Genomic DNA, 18,776 nt, shown 5'->3' with positions numbered 1-18,776 from the left:
GCATCACTCGATCAACTCGATCTGCTCGGGGTGGCTGACCTCGATCATCGGCCCGTTGACCGGTATCACCCACCCCCGCACCCGTACCCGGCGACCCTCGTAGGCGGCGGGATCGAGGCCCTCGTGGGCGAACAGCCGGCGCGCCGCCGGATCCAGGCTCACGGTGAAATCCTCCCGCCAGTCCTCGCCGAAGTTGAGGTAGCTGCGGCCGCGCACCGCCGCCACCGCCAGCACGCGGCCCTCGACCAGGGCGAAGCGATTGAGGCCGAAGCGCGCCTCCTCGGCCGGCAGGATGCGGTAGGCGAAGTCCCGCCACAGTCCCAGGCGCTGCGCCCGCGCCCGCCCTTCGGCCTCGAACAGCGGCCCGGCGCCGAGCCGCAGGTCGGGCCGGGTGACGACCCGCGCCAGGCCGGCACCGACCAGCTCGGCGTTGAGCCAGCGGCCGGCGCCATCGACCAGGTGGCCGAGCAGCCGGCCGTAGCGGTCACGGACCGTGCCGGCCGGCACCAGCTCCCAGTCGTGTCCGAGCGCGCGGGCGGCCAGTCCCGCGCGCGCCGCCTCCGCCAGCGGCCAGGGCGCCTCTTCCTCGCCGTCGAGGGGCGGCTTGGGGGCGGCGATCACGGCGAGCCGGAGCTCCCGGCCGTCGGCCAGGCGCAGGGTATCGCCGTCCAGGACCTCGACCGGTCGGACAGGCTCGCCCGGCACGAAGGCGGCCGGCAACTCCTGCGCCGGCGCCTCCGGCACCGCGGGCGCCGCCCAGAGCGCGAACAGCAGCAGCAGGGTCGCAGCCGGCCGGGACATCCGCCGATTCTACCACCCGCCGGCCGGGTCGCGGGAGTGCCCTTTGCGGAGTCATGCGGGTGGGGGCTGACCGTCCGTAGCGGCCGGGCTATAAGGGCGGCCGGGCGTGCCGCTTCGGGGAGGGGCCGCCCCGGGCATCGGCCCCTGCGCCCCCGTTCGAGCCGTACCGGAGGACCGATGGCCGCCCGCGATCTCTTTCCGCCGATCGATCCCTACGAGACCGGCCGCCTGGCGGCCGATCCGCCCCACGATCTCTACTGGGAGCAGTCGGGCCGTCCCGACGGCCAGCCGGTGCTGTTCCTTCACGGCGGGCCGGGGGCGGGAGCGGCCCCCGACCACCGCCGGTTCTTCGATCCGCGCCACTACAGGATCGTCATCCACGACCAGCGCGGCGCCGGACGCTCGCTGCCGCTCGGCGAAACCGTGGGCAACACCACCCAGGCGCTGATCGCCGACATCGAGCGCCTGCGCCTGCGCCTGGACATCGAGCGCTGGCACGTCTTCGGCGGCTCCTGGGGCTCGACCCTGTCGCTGGCCTACGCGCAGGCGCACCCGGAGCGGGTCAGCGCACTGATCCTGCGCGGCATCTTCCTGTGCCGCGAGGCCGAGCTCGAGTGGTTCCTCTACGGCATGCGGCAGTTTTTCCCGGAGGCTTGGGCGGCCTTCGCCGGCGCGATCCCGGAGGCCGAGCGCGGCGACCTGCTCGAGGCCTACTACCGCCGGCTGATGGATCCCGATCGCCACGTCCACCTGCCGGCGGCACGCGCCTGGAGCGTCTACGAGGGCGCCTGCTCGACATTGCTGCCTAGCCCCGAGACGGTGGCCGCCTTCGGCGAGGACCGCATGGCGCTCGGCCTGGCCCGGCTCGAGGCGCACTATTTCCGCAACGGCATCTTCCTGCCGCCGAACGCGCTGCTCGAGCAGATCGGGCGCATCCGGCGGATCCCGGGGGTCATCGTCCAGGGCCGCTACGACTGCGTCTGCCCGCCGGTCAGCGCCGCCGACCTTCACTCGGCCTGGCCCGAGGCCGACTACCAGATCGTGCCCGACGCCGGGCATTCAGCGATGGAACCCGGCATCCGCCGCGCCCTCGTCGCGGCGACCGAGCGGATGAAGGGCGCCTGAAGGACACAAGCCGATACAAGTCGTTGCGCCAGTCCGCGGTTGGACGGCGCGCGATTGTCGCGCCTGATCGTCCGGGGGAAGTCACCACCTGCCGGTCGGCAGCCTCGTCACGCCGCTCGACTGAGCGCCGGCCGAGGTCCCGCGCACCCACTTCAGGCGAGCGCGACCTCCAGGCTCACCGCCAGGAAGTGCAGCGCCGCGGCGACCAGCACGAAGCCGTGCCGGATCGCGTTGTGGAAGGGCAGCCGGCTCATCGCGTGGAAGGGCGTGCCGGCGGAGTAGAGCAGGCCGCCGAGGCGAGCAGCCCGCCGAGCAGCGCCAGGGCGTAGACCAGCAGGCACAGCCAGGTCTCGAGGTCCTGCGCGCGGCCCGGTCCGAGCAGCAGCCAGAGGCCGCCGGCCAGGGCGCCGCAGACGCTCAGGACATGGAGCGCAAGGTCGGCCTGCGCCTCGGCCCGGCTGTAGGACGGGAAGGCGCCGGCGGTGGCGCGGGCTTGGTAGGATCGGCCCATAACGGCAAAAGCTTGCCCAGGGCCTCGGCCCCGGACAAGCTCTTGGTTGCGTCGGTCGCGGAACGGCGGGGCTGAAGCCCTGCCCGCTCCGGCCGGCTCAGAGGGCCTTCAGGTTGACGGCCGAGGTCCGGCCGCGCTGGTTGTCGGTCTCCAGCTCGTACTCGACCTTCTGGCCGTCGTTCAGGCTGCGCAGGCCGGCCTGCTCGACGGCGCTGATGTGAACGAAGACGTCCTTGTCGCCGGCTTCCGGCTCGATGAAGCCGAAGCCCTTGGTGGCGTCGAACCATTTCACGGTGCCGTTTGGCATGGCGGGTCTCCTCGTCTTTCTGGTGGTCGTCTCACGTCATGGTCCTGCGGGCCCGAAGGCCGCGCAAGACTCATAGCGTCTCTCTGGCGTGGTCGAAAGGCCGCCTGCCTCAGGCGGCGTGGCGCGACGGGCCGCCCGGGCGGCGTCCGCCGCGGCGACGGGCCGCCTGGCCCGGCTTGCCGTGGTCGGGCTTGCCCTGGGGCCGCGGCCCGGCGGCATAGCCGCGGCCGCCGCCGCCGCCCCCGCCGCCGCCCCCGCCGCCGCCATTGCCGCGGCTGCGGTTCTGGCCGCCGCGCACGGCGCTCGGCTCGTCGGGCAGGTCGCGCGGATCGACGTCGTTGGCGACTCTCAGGCGCTGACCGGTCAGCCGCTCGATGTCCTTGAGGTAGCCGCGCTCCGAGCCGTCGCAGAAGGACACCGCGATGCCGGCGGCGCCGGCGCGGGCCGTGCGGCCGATCCGGTGCACGTAGCTCTCCGGCTCGTTCGGCAGGTCGAAGTTGACGACGTGGGTGATGCCCTGGACGTCGATGCCGCGCGCCGCGATGTCGGTGGCGACCAGCACCCGGGCATGGCCGTCGCGGAAGCGCGAGAGCGCGCGCTGCCGGGCGTTCTGGCTCTTGTTGCCGTGAATGGCGTCGGCCTCGACGCCCTTCTGCTCCAGGTGCTTCACGACGCGGTCGGCGCCGTGCTTGGTGCGGGTGAAGACGATGACGCGCGAAATCGCCGGGTCGCCGAGCAGGTCGCTCAGCAGGTCGCGCTTCTTGGACATCGGCACGAAGTAGACCTGCTGCTCGATCTTGACCGGGGCGCTGGTGCCCGGGCTGGCCTCGACGCGGCGCGGCTGGCGCAGCAGCGAGTTGGCGAGCAGCTCGACGGCCTTCGGCATGGTCGCCGAGAACAGCAGCGACTGGCGCTGTGCCGGCAGGCGTGCCGCGACCTTGCGGATGTCGCCGATGAAGCCGAGGTCGAGCATGCGGTCGGCCTCGTCGAGAATGAAGTGGGTGATCGCGTCCAGGCGCAGCTCGCCGCCCTGCATCAGGTCGACGACCCGGCCGGGCGTGCCGATCACGATGTCGACGCCGCGCCGCACGCGCTGGACCTGGCCGCCGCGGGACACGCCGCCGATGATCAGGGCGCTGCGCAGCGGCATGCCCTGGGCGAAGCCGCCCAGGCTCTCGTTGATCTGCACCGCGAGCTCGCGGGTCGGCGCCAGGATCAGCGCCCGGGGACTCTTGCCGGCGCCGCGGCCGGCGGCCAGCATCTGGATCAGCGGCAGGCCGAAGGCGCCGGTCTTGCCGGTGCCGGTCTGGGCGACGCCGATCAGGTCGCCGCCGTCCAGGACCAGCGGGATCGCCTTGGTCTGGATCGGGGTCGGGGTCTCGAAGCCGAGCTTGGCAAGGGCAGCCAGGGGCGCGCCGGCCAGGCCGAGCGCCGCGAAAGGAGAGGTATTCAAGATAAAAAGATCCTCGGGGCGGCCGGCCGTTCGCTCGATGGCGAGGGGGGCGGGGCAGCCCTGTGATCCGACGGCCACGCGCGAAAGCGGCCGAAAGAGGGTGGTCGTGAGACTTACTCGGGAATGCGGTGCTGCTGCCTTGGCATACCCGGATGGCCTGTCGGAAACTCCCGACCGCCTCCGGCGGCGCGCGCCGCTCTCGCGCTTTCGCGAACAAATCTGAGGCTGAGATAGGGGTTATTGTGCACTGCGTCAAGGACTATCCGCAGGGCAGAGGGCGACGCAGAGGACGACGCAGGGGGCGGCACCGCTTGCCGCGCGCCCTCCCGCTTTCCTAGAATGGGGGCTCGGGGACCGACGCAAAAGGGGGGCGGACATGCGCGCGCGCGAATTGCTCGGATGCCTGGCAACGGCGGCGGTGCTGCTGGCGCCGGCGGCGGCCGGGGCCCAGGGTGCGGCGCCGGCCCACGACTGGTCGGGTCCCTATGCCGGCGCCCACCTCGGCTACCTGTGGGGCGACGTCGATTACGTCGAGCCCGACGACCCGCAGTTCGGCTTCGGCCACGGCGCCGACGGCCTCCAGGGCGGCCTCCTGGCCGGCTACAGCCACCAGATCGAGCGGATCGTGCTGGGCCTGGAGGCCGAGGGCGGCCTGACCGGCGCCGGCTTCGAGTCCGACTCGGCCGGCGCCAACGGCTACTCGGCCGTCGACCTCGACTGGACCCTGCGCCTGCGCGGCCGCCTCGGCGTCGCCTTCGAGCGCAGCCTGCTGTTCGTCGCCGGCGGCCTGGCGGTCGGCGGCGTCTCGCTCGACGACACCGACCCGGGCTTCGGCCACGACGGCGCGACCCACCTCGGCTGGACCCTGGGCGCCGGCTTCGAGCGGGCGGTTGGCGACAACCTCCTGCTGCGCCTCGAGTACCTCTACGACGACTACGGCCGGAAGCGCTACGACATCGCGTCGCCGCCCGGCCCCTTCTTCCCCTCCTACGAGGCCGAGGTCGCGCTGACCGCCCACACCCTGCGCGCCGCCCTGGCCTGGCGCTTCTAGGATGCCCGCGGTTGCGCCCCCTCCCCTGGTTCGGGGCCCCGACCGGCCCCTCCAGGGGCAATGGCAGGGCCCCCGCAGCGGCTGGCGGCGGACACCGCTTTCTGCTATCTGCCTACCCGCCCGGGGTCCCCGTAGCTCAGCAGGATAGAGCAACGGATTCCTAATCCGTAGGTCACAGGTTCGAATCCTGTCGGGGACGCCAATTCTTCTCTTGTCCGGCCCGGACACATTGGTCGCCTGCTCGACCCCCGCAGCAAGGCAGCGCCTCCTGCCCGCTCTGCGCGGCCGCCGCTCAGTGCTGCTGCGCGATCTGGACGAGGTTGCCGCAGGTGTCCTCGAAGATCGCCGTGGTGACCGGGCCCAGGGCGACCGGCGGCTGGGTGAAGACGACGCCGAGGCCGCGCAGCCGCGCGTGCTCCGCCTGCACGTCCTCGACGGCGAAGGAGGTGCAGGGAATGCCGTCGGCGAGGAGGGCCGCCTTGAAGGGCTTCGCCGCCGGGTGCGCATCCGGCTCGAGCAGGAGCTGGACGCCCTCCGGCTCGTCCGGAGAGACCAGCGTCAGCCAGCGGTACTCGCCCATCGGCACGTCCATCTTGGGTTGGAAGCCGAGCACGTCCCGGTAGAAGTGCAGCGCCTTCTCCTGGTCGTCCACGAGCAGGCTCGTCACCACGATCCTCATGAGGTCTCTCCTTCTCTTTCCGTCGCTCCCGGGCGGACGGTTTCCCCCTGCGCGCACAAGCTCTCCGCCATCTCCGCCAGGCGGTGCTTCTGGAGCTTGCCGGTGGCGCTGGCCGGCAGGGCGTCGAGGACGAAGATGCGCTGCGGGCGCTTGTAGGGCGCCAGGCGCTCGCGCAGGAAGGCCTTGAGGGCGGCCTCGTCCGGCGCCGGGTCCGGGCCGGGCGCCAGCTCGACGAAGGCGACGACCTGCTCGTCGCCCGCGAGGCGGCGGCCGACGACGCCGGCCTGCGCGACCCGTGGATGGGCGTTGAGCGCGCTCTCGACCTCGGGCGGGTAGACGTTGAAGCCGCCGCGGATGATCAGCTCCTTGGCGCGGCCGACCAGGAAGAGATAGCCGTCGGGGTCCTGGCGGCAGAGGTCGCCGGTCCTGAGCCAGCCCTCGGCGGTGACCGCCGCGGCGCTCGCCTCGGGGTCGCGGTAGTAGCCCTTCATGACCGTGGGCCCGCGCACCTGCAGCTCGCCGACCGCGCCCTCGGGCAGCGGGGCGCCGGTCGCGGGATCGACGATGCGGACCTCCAGGCCGGGCAGCGGCGGGCCGATGGTCTCGTCGTCGCGCGGCGCCCGGCTCAGCGTCTGGGCGACCGTCGGGGCGGCCTCGGTCAGGCCGTAGCCGTTGTTGAGCGGGAGGCCGAAGCGCGCCTCGATCCGCCGCTTCCAGCCGAGGTCGAGCGGCGCGCCGCCGGCGCTCATGTAGCGCAGCGCCGGCGCCGCCAAGCTGCGGCCGGCGCCCTCCAGGTGCTCGAGCAGCCGCGCGTACATCGCCGGCACGCCCTGGAAGACGGTGATCGGCGGCTGGCCGGTCCCGGCGAGGGCCTCGACCAGGTGCGCCGGGTCGAAGCGCGGTACCAGCAGCAGGCTGCCGCCGGCCTGGAGCGTGCCCAGGAAGGTGCTCGACAGGCCGAAGACGTGGCTCAGCGGCAGCACGGCGTAGACGCGGTCGCCGGCCGAGAGGCCGCGCTGCGCGCCCGAGACGACGGCGACGTAGAGCAGGTTGCGGTGGGTCAGCATGACCCCCTTGGGCCGCCCGGTCGTGCCGGAGGTGTAGAGCAGCGCCGCGACCTGCCCGGCGTTGCCCGGCTCGACCGACTCCGGCTCGACCGACTCCGGCTCGACCGGCTCCGGCTCGCCCGGCAGGTCGCCGCGCAGCAGGACCGCGCCGAAGTCGGGATCGGTCACTTCCTCGGCGCCGTGGCGGGCGCCGTGGGCGCCGGCCTCGGCGCTGACGCCGTGGGTGCAGACCAGGGCGCGCGGCGCGCAGTGCGCGAGCAGCCGCTCGACCTCGGGCGCGGCGAGGCGGGCGTTGAGCGGCACCGCCCAGGCGTCGAGCCGCGAGCAGGCGAAGAGGAAGGCGGCGGCCGGAATCGAATTCTCGTTGAGGATCACGACCCGGTCGCCGCCGCGCACGCCGGCCCGGCGCAGCCGGTCGGCGGCGGCCTCGACGGCGCGCGCGAGGCCGGCGAAGTCCAGGGTCCGGCCGCCGGCCTCGGCCAGCGCGGGCGCCTCGGGGCGCTCGGCCCGCCAGCGCTCGACGATCTCGTGGATGCGGCGCGGGAAGCGCGCGGGATCGGGCGCCGGCGCCGCCCCCGGCGCTCCGGGGTCCGTGCCCGGGCCGCCGGTCACCGGCCGCGCGCCTCCCGGATCATGTTGCGGGCGATGACCAGCTGCTGGATCTGGCTGGTGCCCTCGTAGATCCGGAACAGGCGGACGTCGCGGTAGAAGCGCTCGATGCCGTAGTCGGCGATGTAGCCGGCGCCGCCATGGATCTGCACGGCGCGGTCGGCGACCCGCCCGACCATCTCGGTCGCGTAGAGCTTGCAGCAGGCGGCCTCGGTCGAGACCGGGACTTCCCGGTCCTTGCGGCGCGCCGTCTCCTCGACCATGCAGCGCGCCGCGTAGGCCTCGGTCCGGCTGTCGGCCAGCATCGCCTGGATCAGCTGGAACTCGGCGATCGGCTGGCCGAACTGCTCGCGCTCCAGGGCGTAGCGCAGCGAGTCCTCGATCAGCCGCTCGGCGACGCCGACGCAGACCGCGGCGATGTGCAGGCGGCCGCGGTCGAGCACCTTCATCGCGGTCTTGAAGCCCTGGTTGAGCCGCTCGGGCCCGCCGATGATCGCCGAGCCCGGCACCCGCACGTCCTCGAAGATCACGTCGCAGGTGTGGGCGCCCTGCTGGCCCATCTTCTTGTCGTGAGCGCCCAGCGAGAGGCCGGGCGTGTCGGCCTCGACGAGGAAGGCGGTGACGCCGCGGGCGTCGCGCGTCGCCGGGTCGGTGCGCGCGAAGACCGTGAAGAGGTCGGCCTCCGGCGCGTTGGTGATGTAGCGCTTGGTGCCGTTCAGCAGGAAGTTCTCGCCCTCGGCTCGCGCCGTCATGCGCAGCGAGCCGGCGTCCGAGCCGCTGCTCGCCTCGGTCAGGCAGAAGGAGCCGATCAGCGCGCCGGAGGCGAGCCGGGGCAGGTAATGGCGGCGCTGCTCCTCGGTGCCGTCGATGACCAGGCCCTGGGAGCCGATGCCGTTGTTGGTGCCGATCAGCGAGCGGAAGGCGGGCGAGGTGCGCCCGAGCCGGAAGGCGACTTGGACCTCCTCGACCAGGGTCAGGCCGAGACCGCCGTAGGCCTCGGGGATCGACAGGCCGAACAGGCCGAGCCGTCGCATCTCCTCGACGATCTCCGGCGGGATCGCGTCCTCCTCGGCGACGCGCTGCTCGAGCGGGCGCAGCCGTTCCTCGACGAAGCGGTCGACGGTCGCCAGAAGCTGCTCGAGGGTCTCGCCGTCCAGGGCCATCGCGCCTTCCTTGTCGCACCGGAGCCGCACGGCACGGGGGTGCGTCCGCCGGTCCCAGTCGTTCGTTCCGCAACCGGACCGGTCGGCGCCTGGCGCAGAGAACGGGGTTGTCCGGGACGGTGGCACGATCCATGATGCCGGTCAAGACAACGGAATTAGGTTCCACACTGCGGAATTAAGAGGAGTGCCCGTGACCGAAACGCTGCTCGAACGACCAGAGGAGGGCGTCGCCCTGGTCCGCCTGAACCGGCCCGAGGCGCGCAACGCCCTCAGCCCCGCGGTGCGCGAGCAGCTCGCCGCCCACTTCACCGCCCTGGCCCAGGACGAGACGGTGCGCTGCGTCGTGCTGACCGGCGGGCCCAGCGTCTTCGCCGCCGGCGCCGACATCAAGGCGATGGCCGAGGCCGGGCCGAGCGAGATGGCGCGGCGTGCCGGCGAGCGCAGCTGGCAGCCGATCAAGGACTTCCCGAAGCCGCTGATCGCGGCGGTCAACGGCTGGGCGCTGGGCGGCGGCTGCGAGCTGGCGATGCACGCCGACATCATCGTCGCCGGCGAGGGCGCGAAGTTCGGGCAGCCGGAGATCCGCGTCGGCATCATGCCCGGCGCCGGCGGCACCCAGCGGCTGCCGCGCGCCGTCGGCAAGTTCAAGGCCATGAAGATCCTGCTGACCGGCGAGCCGCTGAGCGCCGCCGAGGCCGACGCCATGGGCCTGGTCACCGAGGTCGTTCCCGACGCGGAGGTCGAGGCGCGCGCCCTGGCGCTGGCCCGGGCGATCGCGGCGCAGCCGGCCCTGGCCGTGCGCAAGATCAAGGAGGCGGTGCTGGCCGGCGCCGACCAGTCGCTCGAGGCCGGCCTGCTGATCGAGCGCCAGGCCTTCCAGCTGCTGTTCGACACGGCCGACCAGAAGGAGGGCATGAGGGCCTTCATCGAGAAGCGCAAACCCGCCTTCGAGGGCCGCTGATGAGCAGGTCGTTCGAGGCGGGCCGGGCCGACCTGACGCTCGGCGTCGTCGGCGCCGGGGTCATGGGCCGCGGCATCGCCCAGGTCGCGCTCGAGGCCGGCATCGCCGTGCGCCTGGCCGACGCGCGGCCCGAGGCGCTCGAGGAGGCGCGCGTCTTCATCGCCGGCATGCTGCAGCGCAAGGCCCAGAAGGGCCAGCTCGCCGAGACCGAGGTCGCAGCCGCGCTCGGCCGCCTGGAGACGGTCGGCACCGGGGCGGAAGGCGGCTACGGCCGCTTCGCCGGCTGCGACCTGGTGATCGAGGCGGTCGCCGAGCGCATGGAGGTGAAGCACGCCGTGCTGCGCGACCTGGAGCGCGCGGTCGGCCCCGACTGCATCCTGGCGACCAACACCTCCTCGCTCTCCGTCACCGGCTTCGCCGCGGCGGCCGAGCGGCCGGGCCGGGTCGCCGGCTTCCACTTCTTCAATCCCGTGCCGCTGATGAAGCTGGTCGAGGTGATCGGCGGCCTGCTGACCGAGCCCTGGGTGCTGGACGGGCTGGCCGCGCTGGCCGAGCGCCTGGGCCATCGGCCGGTGCGCGCCACCGACACGCCGGGCTTCCTGGTCAACCACGCCGGGCGCGCCTTCGGCACCGAGGCCCTGCGCCTGGTCTCCGAAGGCGTCTGCGGCTTCGCCGAGGTCGACCGCATCATGACCGAGGCGGCGGGCTTCCGCATGGGGCCCTTCAGCCTGATGGACCTGACCGGCCTCGACGTCTCCCACGCGGTCATGGAGTCGATCTACCACCAGTACTACGAGGAGCCGCGCTACCGGCCGGTGCAGATCACCGCCCAGCGGACCGCCGCCGGGCTCTACGGCCGCAAGGTCGGGCGCGGCTTCTACGCCTATCCCGAAGGCCGCCAGCTGTGGCCCGAGGAGCCGCCCCTGCCGGAGGGCGACGACCGGCCGGTCTGGATCGGGGCGGTGCCGGCGGCGGCGCTGGATCCGCTGCGCGAGACCCTAAGCCGAGCCGGCGCCGAGCTGGAGAGCGGCGAGCGGCCGTCGCCGCGCGCACTCTGCCTGGTCGCGCCCTTCGGCGGCGACGCCACCGGCGCCGCCGTCGACCAGCGGCTCGACCCCCGCCGGGTCGTCGCCCTCGACCTGCTGTTCGGCCTCGAGGGCCGGCGCACGGTCATGACCACGCCGGTCACGGAGGCGGCCTGCCGCGACCGGGCGCTGGCGCTGCTCGGCGCCGGCGGCGCCAAGGTCACGGCGATCCACGACTCGCCCGGCTTCGTCGCCCAGCGCATCCTGGCCTGCATCGTCAACGTCGGCTGCGAGATCGCCCAGCAGCGGATCGCGGGACCCGAGGACATCGACCGCGCCGTCGAGCTCGGCCTCGGCTATCCCCACGGCAGCCTCGCCTTCGGCGACCGTCTCGGCCCGCGCCGGGTGATGGCGATCCTCGAGGGCCTGCAGGCGGCGACCGGCGACCCGCGCTACCGGCCGAGCCTGTGGCTGCGCCGGCGGGCGCTGCTCGATCTGCCGCTGACGACGCCCGAGGGGCCGCTCTGAGCGACTCCTCTTCCCGCGGAGAGGGGCGCGCTCAGTCCAGCGTCGGCAGCGCGCGCGGCCTGTCGAGTCCGGCGACCACTTCCGCGCTGGTGGCGCCGGTGCCGCCGCCCAGCGCCTTGTAGAGCGTCGCGAGGTTGGCGAGGCGCTGGCGCTCGAGCGCGATCAGGTCCTGCTGGGCCTGGTAGAGCTCGCGCTGGGAATCCAGGGTCGTCAGGAAGTTGTCCAGGCCCTGGTCGTAGCGCAGCAGCGACAGGTCGTAGGACTCCTGGGTCGCCCCGACCAGGTCGCGCTGGGCGGCGATCTGGTCGTCCAGCGTGCCGCGCGCGGCGAGCGCGTCGGCGACCTCGCGGAAGCCGGCCTGGATCGACTGCTCGTACTGGGCCACGGCGATCTCCCGCTCGATGCGGGCGCCCTCCAGGTCGGCCTCGCGACGTCCGGCGTCGAAGATCGGCAGGCTGACCGAGGGCGAGAACAGCCAGGCGCCCGAGCCGGCCTGGAACAGCTGCCCGAGCTCGCCGCTCGCCAGGCCGCCGCTCGCGGTCAGGCTGATGGTCGGCCAGAAGGCGGCGCGCGCCGCCCCGATGTTGGCGTTGGCAGCGAGCAGCTCGCGTTCGGCCCGGCGCACGTCGGGACGGCGCAGCAGCAGCGAGGACGGCAAGCCCGGCGGCACGTCGGTGACGAAGTCGGCGGTGGTCACCGGCGGCGCCGCCGCGCCGAAGTCGTCGGGCAGCGGCGCCCCGACCAGCAGCTCCAGGGCGTTGCGGTCCTGGGCGACCAGTCGGGTGTAGAGCGAGCGATTGGCGCGGGCCGTCTCGACCGCGGTGCGCGCCTGCGCGACGTCGAGCTGGCTGCCGAGGCCCTGGCCGACGCGCGCCGAGGTCAGGTCGTAGGACTGTTGCTGGGCCTTCAGCGTCGCCTCGGTCAGCGCCAGCAGCTCGCGGTCCGCGAGCAGCGCCAGGTAGGCGTTGGCGACCTCGGCGATCAGGGCGATGCGGGTGCTGCGGCGCGCTTCCTCGGTGGCGAAGTACTGCTGCAGAGCCTCCTCGTTGAGGCTGCGGATGCGCCCGAACAGGTCGAGCTCGAAGGCGGTCGTGCCGACGTTGGCCTCGAAACGCGAGTTGGTCCGCGAGCCGGCGGTCTGGCTGAAGTCCTCGGCCGTGCGCTGGCGCGTGAAGCCGGCGCCGGCCTCGACCTGCGGCAGCAGCTCCGAGCGGCTGATCCGGTAGAGCGCCCGCGCCCGCTCGACGTCCAGCGCCGCGACCCGCAGGTCGCGGTTGTTGTCGAGAGCCCGCTCGATCAGGGCGCGCAGCTCGGGCGAGCGGAAGAACTCGCGCCAGCCGAGGTCGGCCAGGCTCGGCTGGCCCGGATCCAGCGGCGCGTTGGCGGCGGTCGCCTGGTAGGCCGGGCCGGAGGGCCACAGGCCCTCGACCGGCGACTCCGGCAGCTCGATCTCGGGGATCAGCGAGCAGCCGCCGAGCAGCAGCAGCGCCGCGGAGGCGCTCAGGAGGCGGTGGGGCATCTTGCTCTTTCGCTTAGGTCCGTCGACGGTGGTGGCAGCGGGCGGGAGGCGCGTGCCGTCTGTCATTCGGCCGGCACGCGGGGTGCTGCGCCTTCGGACCCCTCCTCGGCCCCGCCGCGCCGCCGGCTCGAGAAGTTGCGCACGATCAGCACGAAGAACAGCGGCACGAAGAAGATCGCCAGGAAGGTCGCCGAGATCATGCCGCCGAAGACGCCGGTGCCGATCGCGATGCGGCTGGCGGAGCCGGCGCCGCTGCTCAGGACCAGCGGCAGCACGCCCAGCGAGAAGGCCATGGAGGTCATGACGATCGGCCTGAGGCGCTGGCGCGCCGCCTCGACCGTCGCCTCGATCAGATCCATGCCCTTGTCGTAGAGCTCGCGCGCGAACTCGACGATCAGGATGGCGTTCTTGGCCGACAGGCCGATCGTGGTCAGCAGCCCGACCTGGAAGTAGACGTCGTTCGGCAGCTCGCGCCCGAGCGCCGCGACGACGGCGCCGAGCACGCCGAGCGGCACCACCAGCATCACAGAGATTGGGATCGACCAGCTCTCGTAGAGCGCCGCCAGGCAGAGGAAGACGACCAGCAGCGACAGGGCGTAGAGCAGCGGCGCCTGGCCGCCGGACAGCCGCTCCTCGAAGGACAGGCCGCTCCATTCGAAGCCGATGCCCTGGGGCAGCTCGCCGGCGAAGCTCTCCATGGCGTCCATCGCCTCGCCCGAGGCGACGCCGGGCGCCGGCTGGCCGAGGATCTGCATCGAGGAGATGCCGTTGTAGCGCTCGAGGCGCGGCGAGCCGTAGGTCCAGCGGGTCGAGGCGAAGGCGGTGACCGGCACCATCTCGCCGTGGACGTTGCGCACATACCAGGAGTCCAGGTCGTCGGGCATCATGCGGTAGGGCGCGTCGGCCTGCAGGTAGACCCGCTTGACCCGGCCGTTCTCGATGAAGTCGTCGATGTAGGAGGAGCCCCAGGCGGTCGAGAGCGTGGCGTTGATGTCGGCGATCGACAGCCCGAGGGCGCCGGCCTTCTCCTGGTCGATCTCGAGCCGGAACTGTGGCGTGTCCGCCTGGCCGTTCGGCCGGACGCCGACCAGGCGCTGGTCCTGGCTGGCCATGCCGAGCAGCTGGTTGCGCGCCTGGGTCAGCGCGTCGTGGCCGAGGCCGCCGCGGTCGAGCAGCTGGAAGTCGAAGCCGGTGGCGTTGCCGAGCTCGATGATCGAGGGCGGCGTGAAGGCGAAGATCTGCGCCTCGCGGATCTGGGAAAAGGCGCCCATCGCGCGCCCCGCGATGGCGAAGACGCTGTCCTCGGCGGCCTCGCGCTCCGACCAGTCCTTCATGTTGATGAAGGCGATGCCGTTGTTCTGGCCGCGACCGCTGAAGGAGAAGCCGGCGACCGTGAACAGGCCGTTGACGTTCCGGGCCTCGGCGTTGAGGAAGTGGTCCTCGACCTTCTTCAGGACGTCGACGGTGCGGCCCTGGGTGGTGTTGGCCGGCGTCGTCACCTGGGCGAACATGATGCCCTGGTCCTCGTCCGGTAGGAAAGAGGTCGGCAGCCGCAGGAACAGGAAACCGAGCAGGCCGACCATGACCAGGTAGATCAGCAGGTAGCGGCCGCGCCGGCCGATGACGTGGCCGACGCTGCGCTGGTAGAAGCGGTTGGCCGCGTCGAAGCCGCGGTTGAACAGGCCGAAGGGGCCGCGCTTGCTGTGACCGTGTGCCCCGCCGGCCTTCGGCGGCTTCAGCATGGTCGCGCAGAGCGCCGGCGTCAGCACCAGGGCGACGAAGACCGACAGCGCCATGGCCGAGACGATGGTGATCGAGAACTGGCGGTAGATCGCGCCGGTCGAGCCGCCGAAGAAGGCCATCGGCACGAAGACCGCGGAGAGCACCAGGGCGATGCCGACCAGGGCCGAGGTGATCTGGTCCATCGAGCGGCGCGTCGCCTGCTTCGGCGGCAGGCCCTCCTCGGCCATCACGCGCTCGACGTTCTCGACCACGACGATGGCGTCGTCGACCAGCAGGCCGATCGCCAGCACCATGCCGAACATGGTCAGGGTGTTGATGGTGAAGCCGAAGGCCGCCAGCACGCCGAAGGTGCCGAGCAGGATCACCGGCACCGCGATGGTCGGGATCAGGGTCGCACGCAGGTTCTGCAGGAACAGGAACATCACGCAGAAGACCAGCACGATCGCCTCGAGCAGGGTGTAGACGACCTCCTCGATCGAGATCTTGACGAAGGGCGTCGTGTCGTAGGGCACGACCACGCTGAAGCCGGGCGGGAAGAAGGGCTCGAGCTCGTCGAGGCGCGTTCGGACCGCGTCGGCGGTCTCCAGCGCGTTGGCACCGGTCGCCAGGTTGATGCCGACTCCGGCCGCCGGCCGGCCGTTGTAGCGCGCGACGGTGCTGTAGGATTCGGCGCCGACCTCGACGCGCGCGACGTCGGCGAGGCGGACCTGCGAGCCGTCGGTGTTGACGCGGACCAGGATGCGCTCGAACTCCTCCGGCGTCTCCAGGCGGGTCTGGGCGATGATCGTCGCGTTGATCTGCTGGCCCTCGACCGCCGGCGTGCCGCCGAGCTGGCCGGCCGAGACCTCGGCGTTCTGGGCCTCGATCGCCTGGATCACGTCGGTCGTCGCCAGCCCGTAGCTGATCAGCTTGTCGGGATCGAGCCAGATGCGCATGGCGTGCTGGGCGCCGAACAGGGTGACGCTGCCGACGCCGTTGACCCGGCTGATCGGGTCCTGGACCGTCGAGGCGACGAAGTCGGCGATGTCGGTCTGGGCCGTCTGGGGATCCTCGGAGACGAAGCCCAGGACCATCAGGAAGCTGCCGCTCGACTTGGTGACCTGGATGCCGAGCTCCTGGACGATCTGCGGCAGCTGCGGCACCGCCAGCTGCAGCTTGTTCTGGACCTGGACCTGGGCGATGTCGGCGTCGGTCCCGGGGTCGAAGGTCAGGGTGACCTCCGCGGCGCCGCTGGAATCGCTGGTCGAGGACATGTAGCGCAGATTGTCGAGGCCGTTCATCTGCTGCTCGATGACCTGGGTCACCGTGTTCTCAAGGGTCGCCGCCGAGGCGCCGGGATAGGTCGCGGTGATCTGCACCGAGGGCGGCGCCACCGCCGGGTACTGCTCGACCGGCAACTGCAGGATCGACAGCCCCCCGGCCAGCATCATGATGATCGCGATGACCCAGGCGAAGACGGGCCGGTCGATGAAGAAGCGGGCCATGACGGCGGATCCTAGAAGCGTCCGCGCCTGAGGCGGCGGGCGCGTTTGCGGGGTTGCGGCGGGCTCGGAGGCGGCTCAGCCGGAGGCTCCGGGCTCCCCGGCCGCCTGCGCCGGGCCCGCCCCGGCGGAGGCCGGCTCGACGGCGACCGGCGTCACCTTGCTGTCCGGCTGGACCCGCTGCAGGCCGTCGACGACGAGGCGCTCGCCGGCGGCCAGCCCCTCGCCGATCAGCCAGGCGCCGCCGACGGCGCGGCGCACGGTCACCGGGCGCTGGGTGACGGTATCGTCCTCGCCGATGACCCAGACGTAGGCTTGGCCGTCGCCGCCGCGCGCCAGGGCGGGCTGCGGCACCAGGAAGGCGTCGCGCGCCTCGCCCTGGCTGATCACGGCGCGCACGAACAGGCCGGGCAGCAGCTCGCGCTCCGGATTCGGGAAGACCGCGCGCAGGCTGACCGTGCCGGTCGTCTCGTTGACCAGGACCTCGGAGAACTGCACGCGGCCCTCATGGGCATAGGTCCCGCCGCCCTCCTCGAGGATCAGCTCGACCGGCGCCTCGCCCTCGGCCGACACCGAGATGGCGCCGGCCTCGATGGCGCGGCGCGTGCGCATCAGCTCGCCGCTGGACTGGGTGAGGTCGACGTAGATCGGGTCGAGCTGCGTGATTCGCGCCAGCGCATCGGCCTGGTTCGCGGTGACCAGCGCGCCCTCGGTGATCGCCGAGCGGCCGATGCGCCCGCTGATCGGTGCCGAGACGACGGTGTACTCCAGGTCGATACGGGCCCGCTCGAGCTGCGCCTCGGCGCTGGCGACGTCGGCCGCGTCCTCGGCCTGGGTGGCGAGCATGTCGTCGTAGTCCTGCTGGCTGACGGCATTGCGGCCGACCAGCTCGCGATAGCGCCGGACCCGGGTGCTGCTCGATTCGAAGCTCGCCTGGGCGCGCGCCAGGGCCGCCTCGGCGGCCTTGACCGCGGCTTGGTAGACCGCCGGGTCGATCTGGTAGAGCGGCTGCCCGGCCTCGACCGTGGCGCCCTCCTCGAACAGGCGCTGCTGGATGATGCCGTCGACCTGCGGGCGCACCTCGGCGCTGCGGTAGGCGACGGTGCGCCCGGGCAGCTCGGCGGTCAGCGCCACGGTCTGCGGCTGCAGGACGGTGAAGCCGACCTGCGGCGGCGGCGGCGGCGCGGGCTGGGCGTTGGCGGCGTCCTCCCGCTCGCAGGCGCCCAGCAGCAGCGCGGCGGCGGCCAGCGCGGCGAACCCTGGCGCTCGCCGGGGCCCGGCAGCTTTGACGGAGACGGAGGTCTGCACGAGAACCAGATCCTTCTACCCGAAACAGACCCTGCCCCCGGGGGCCGAGCCTGTTGCATTCGAGATCCATAAAATGTACTGTACGATACAGTACCGCAAAATTGCTGCAGTGCAAGAGGTAATCTCGGGAAGCGTCAGGAGCGAGATGAGCGACGACATGGCGAACCGCAAGAGCAGGTCCAGGGGCGAGGCGCGGCGGCGCGCGATGATCGAGGCGGCCTGGCAGGTGCTCCAGGAGAAGGGCTGCGAGGCCGCGACGCTCAACGACATCATCGCGCTGTCGGGCGGCTCGCGCGCGACGCTCTACGAGGCCTTCGGCGGCAAGGACGGTCTGCTCGAGGCGGCGGTCGCCGAGCGCTGCAGCGCCTTCGGCGCCTCCATGCAGCTCGTGTTCGACGAGCGCAGCGATCCGCGCTGCGTGTTGGAGACGCTGGCCTACGCCTTCCTGACCAAGGTCTTCGCGCCCGAGTCGGTGCGCACCCTCGGCATCTTCTGCGCCGAAGGCGGGCGCTTCCCCCACATGATCGAGACCTTCCTGCACCACGGGCCGCGTCAGCTCGCCGCCAGTCTGGCCGCCTACCTGGAGGACGCCGCCAAGGCCGGCAAGCTCGAGGTCGAGGACCCCGAGCTGGCCGCCGACCTCTTCCTTTCGATGCTCCAGGGCCAGTGGGTGCTGCGCGTCCTGGCGCAGTGCTCGCCGACGCCGACCTCCGAGGCGCTGCGGAAGCGCGCGAAGGTCGCCGTGTCGATCTTCCTCGACGGCCTGGGGAGCGGGAAGGCCGGCTAAGCCTTCAGTTCGGCCGGGAAGCGCGTCGCGACCAGGCTCGGGCGCGCCGCCATGCGTTCCAGCCAGGCGGACAGCTTCGGTCGCTCGGCGAGCAGGCGCCGGCCGGTCGGCGCCAGCGCGAGATAGGTCAGCATCGGCGCGCCCTGCAGGTCGGCCAGGCTCGGGCGGTCGCCGAGGAAGAAGTCGCCGGACAGCAGGTCCTCGAGCACCGCCAGGCAGCGCCGCGCGGGGGCGACGGCGGCGGCCAGCAGCGCCGGGTCGCGATCCTTGTGGCTGCCGGCCTCGCGGACGAAGACGCCCCAGACCAGGGCCGGGTAGCCGTAGTTGTCGAGGATCCGCATGACCTGGGTCATGCGCGCCCGCGGGCGCGGCGCCTCGGGCGCCAGGGGCGGTCCCTCGAAGACCTCCTCGACGTAGCGCACGATGGCGTCGGTCTCGTAGAGCGCGAAGTCGCCGTGCCGCAGCGCCGGGATCTTGCCGAAGGGCTGCAGGCGCAGGTAGTCGGCCGGCGGCCCGCTCTCGGCGAAGATGTCGACCGGCTCCAGCGCGTAGGCCACGCCCTTCTCCTCGAGGGCGAGGCGCGCGATGCGGACGTAGACGCTGTAGGGCGCGCCATAGAGGGTCGGGACGCTCATGGCCGGGACGCTCATGGCGGGCC

At 72.6% G+C, this 18,776-nt stretch carries 16 protein-coding genes and 1 tRNA gene; 6 read left to right on the top strand and 11 right to left on the bottom strand.

Annotation, left to right across the window (positions count from 1 at the left end; translation table 11 throughout):
• Nucleotides 1-3: 3 nt before the first annotated feature.
• On the bottom strand, nt 4-801 hold the full coding sequence (locus WD341_RS07425) for a thermonuclease family protein (RefSeq protein ID WP_368424802.1): 798 nt from the start codon (nt 799-801) through the stop codon (nt 4-6).
• A gap of 177 nt (nt 802-978) precedes the next feature.
• Here WD341_RS07425 and pip point away from each other — a divergent pair, with 177 nt between their 5' ends.
• The gene (gene pip, locus WD341_RS07420; RefSeq protein ID WP_368424801.1) at nt 979-1,926 is read left to right on the top strand and encodes a prolyl aminopeptidase; all 948 of its coding nucleotides are present in this window, start codon (nt 979-981) and stop codon (nt 1,924-1,926) included.
• A 250-nt stretch (nt 1,927-2,176) separates the two neighbouring features.
• Here the strand turns inward: pip and WD341_RS07415 are convergent, their stop codons facing one another.
• The 3 genes from WD341_RS07415 to WD341_RS07405 all read right to left on the bottom strand — a co-directional run bounded on the left by WD341_RS07415 (nt 2,177) and on the right by WD341_RS07405 (nt 4,197).
• Entirely contained in the window at nt 2,177-2,437 is a 261-nt protein-coding gene (locus tag WD341_RS07415; RefSeq protein ID WP_368424800.1) for a hypothetical protein, read from the bottom strand.
• 97 nt (nt 2,438-2,534) lie between these two features.
• Nucleotides 2,535-2,744 carry a cold-shock protein gene (locus WD341_RS07410; protein WP_368424799.1) on the bottom strand — a complete coding sequence of 70 codons (210 nt, stop codon included), beginning with the start codon at nt 2,742-2,744 and terminating at the stop codon, nt 2,535-2,537.
• Nucleotides 2,745-2,853: 109 nt separating this feature from the next.
• Nucleotides 2,854-4,197 carry a DEAD/DEAH box helicase gene (locus WD341_RS07405; RefSeq protein ID WP_368424798.1) on the bottom strand — a complete coding sequence of 448 codons (1,344 nt, stop codon included), beginning with the start codon at nt 4,195-4,197 and terminating at the stop codon, nt 2,854-2,856.
• A gap of 376 nt (nt 4,198-4,573) precedes the next feature.
• Here WD341_RS07405 and WD341_RS07400 point away from each other — a divergent pair, with 376 nt between their 5' ends.
• Together WD341_RS07400 and WD341_RS07395 are read left to right on the top strand one after the other, a co-directional pair.
• Entirely contained in the window at nt 4,574-5,248 is a 675-nt protein-coding gene (locus WD341_RS07400) for an outer membrane protein (RefSeq protein WP_368424797.1), read from the top strand.
• 125 nt (nt 5,249-5,373) lie between these two features.
• Nucleotides 5,374-5,450 (top strand) — tRNA-Arg (locus WD341_RS07395).
• Between the two features lie 90 nt (nt 5,451-5,540).
• Here WD341_RS07395 and WD341_RS07390 read toward each other — a convergent pair.
• The 3 genes from WD341_RS07390 to WD341_RS07380 are packed head-to-tail and all read right to left on the bottom strand — an operon-like array spanning nt 5,541 to nt 8,766.
• The gene (locus tag WD341_RS07390) at nt 5,541-5,927 is read right to left on the bottom strand and encodes a VOC family protein (RefSeq protein ID WP_368424796.1); all 387 of its coding nucleotides are present in this window, start codon (nt 5,925-5,927) and stop codon (nt 5,541-5,543) included.
• The gene (locus WD341_RS07385) at nt 5,924-7,606 is read right to left on the bottom strand and encodes a class I adenylate-forming enzyme family protein (protein WP_368424795.1); all 1,683 of its coding nucleotides are present in this window, start codon (nt 7,604-7,606) and stop codon (nt 5,924-5,926) included. The genes WD341_RS07390 and WD341_RS07385 overlap by 4 nt, the downstream gene beginning before the upstream one ends.
• Nucleotides 7,603-8,766: an acyl-CoA dehydrogenase family protein gene (locus WD341_RS07380; protein ID WP_368424794.1), complete on the bottom strand. Its 1,164-nt coding sequence runs from the start codon at nt 8,764-8,766 to the stop codon at nt 7,603-7,605. The genes WD341_RS07385 and WD341_RS07380 overlap by 4 nt, the downstream gene beginning before the upstream one ends.
• A gap of 190 nt (nt 8,767-8,956) precedes the next feature.
• Between WD341_RS07380 and WD341_RS07375 the strand changes: the two genes are divergently transcribed.
• Both WD341_RS07375 and WD341_RS07370 read left to right on the top strand, forming a co-directional pair.
• Nucleotides 8,957-9,727, top strand: a complete 771-nt coding sequence (locus tag WD341_RS07375; protein ID WP_368424793.1) for an enoyl-CoA hydratase-related protein — start codon at nt 8,957-8,959, stop codon at nt 9,725-9,727.
• Nucleotides 9,727-11,280 carry a 3-hydroxyacyl-CoA dehydrogenase gene (locus tag WD341_RS07370; RefSeq protein ID WP_368424792.1) on the top strand — a complete coding sequence of 518 codons (1,554 nt, stop codon included), beginning with the start codon at nt 9,727-9,729 and terminating at the stop codon, nt 11,278-11,280. The genes WD341_RS07375 and WD341_RS07370 overlap by 1 nt, the downstream gene beginning before the upstream one ends.
• A gap of 31 nt (nt 11,281-11,311) precedes the next feature.
• Here WD341_RS07370 and WD341_RS07365 read toward each other — a convergent pair whose 3' ends face one another.
• The 3 genes from WD341_RS07365 to WD341_RS07355 form a co-directional block, all read right to left on the bottom strand.
• Nucleotides 11,312-12,799 carry an efflux transporter outer membrane subunit gene (locus WD341_RS07365; RefSeq protein WP_368424791.1) on the bottom strand — a complete coding sequence of 496 codons (1,488 nt, stop codon included), beginning with the start codon at nt 12,797-12,799 and terminating at the stop codon, nt 11,312-11,314.
• Between the two features lie 62 nt (nt 12,800-12,861).
• On the bottom strand, nt 12,862-16,026 hold the full coding sequence (locus WD341_RS07360; RefSeq protein ID WP_368424790.1) for an efflux RND transporter permease subunit: 3,165 nt from the start codon (nt 16,024-16,026) through the stop codon (nt 12,862-12,864).
• A 75-nt stretch (nt 16,027-16,101) separates the two neighbouring features.
• Nucleotides 16,102-17,331: an efflux RND transporter periplasmic adaptor subunit gene (locus WD341_RS07355; RefSeq protein ID WP_368424789.1), complete on the bottom strand. Its 1,230-nt coding sequence runs from the start codon at nt 17,329-17,331 to the stop codon at nt 16,102-16,104.
• A gap of 145 nt (nt 17,332-17,476) precedes the next feature.
• Between WD341_RS07355 and WD341_RS07350 the strand changes: the two genes are divergently transcribed.
• A complete protein-coding gene (locus WD341_RS07350) occupies nt 17,477-18,118 on the top strand; it encodes a TetR/AcrR family transcriptional regulator (RefSeq protein ID WP_368424788.1) in 642 nt (213 codons plus the stop codon).
• Here the strand turns inward: WD341_RS07350 and WD341_RS07345 are convergent.
• Nucleotides 18,115-18,753, bottom strand: coding sequence for a glutathione S-transferase family protein (locus WD341_RS07345; protein ID WP_368424787.1), 639 nt, complete (start codon nt 18,751-18,753; stop codon nt 18,115-18,117). The genes WD341_RS07350 and WD341_RS07345 overlap by 4 nt on opposite strands.
• Between the last annotated feature and the right edge of the window lie 23 nt (nt 18,754-18,776).

It is taken from the genome of Tistlia sp. (assembly GCF_040905785.1).
GTDB lineage: Bacteria > Pseudomonadota > Alphaproteobacteria > Kiloniellales > DSM-21159 > Tistlia.
This window is presented reverse-complemented; position numbering and strand designations above follow the sequence as displayed.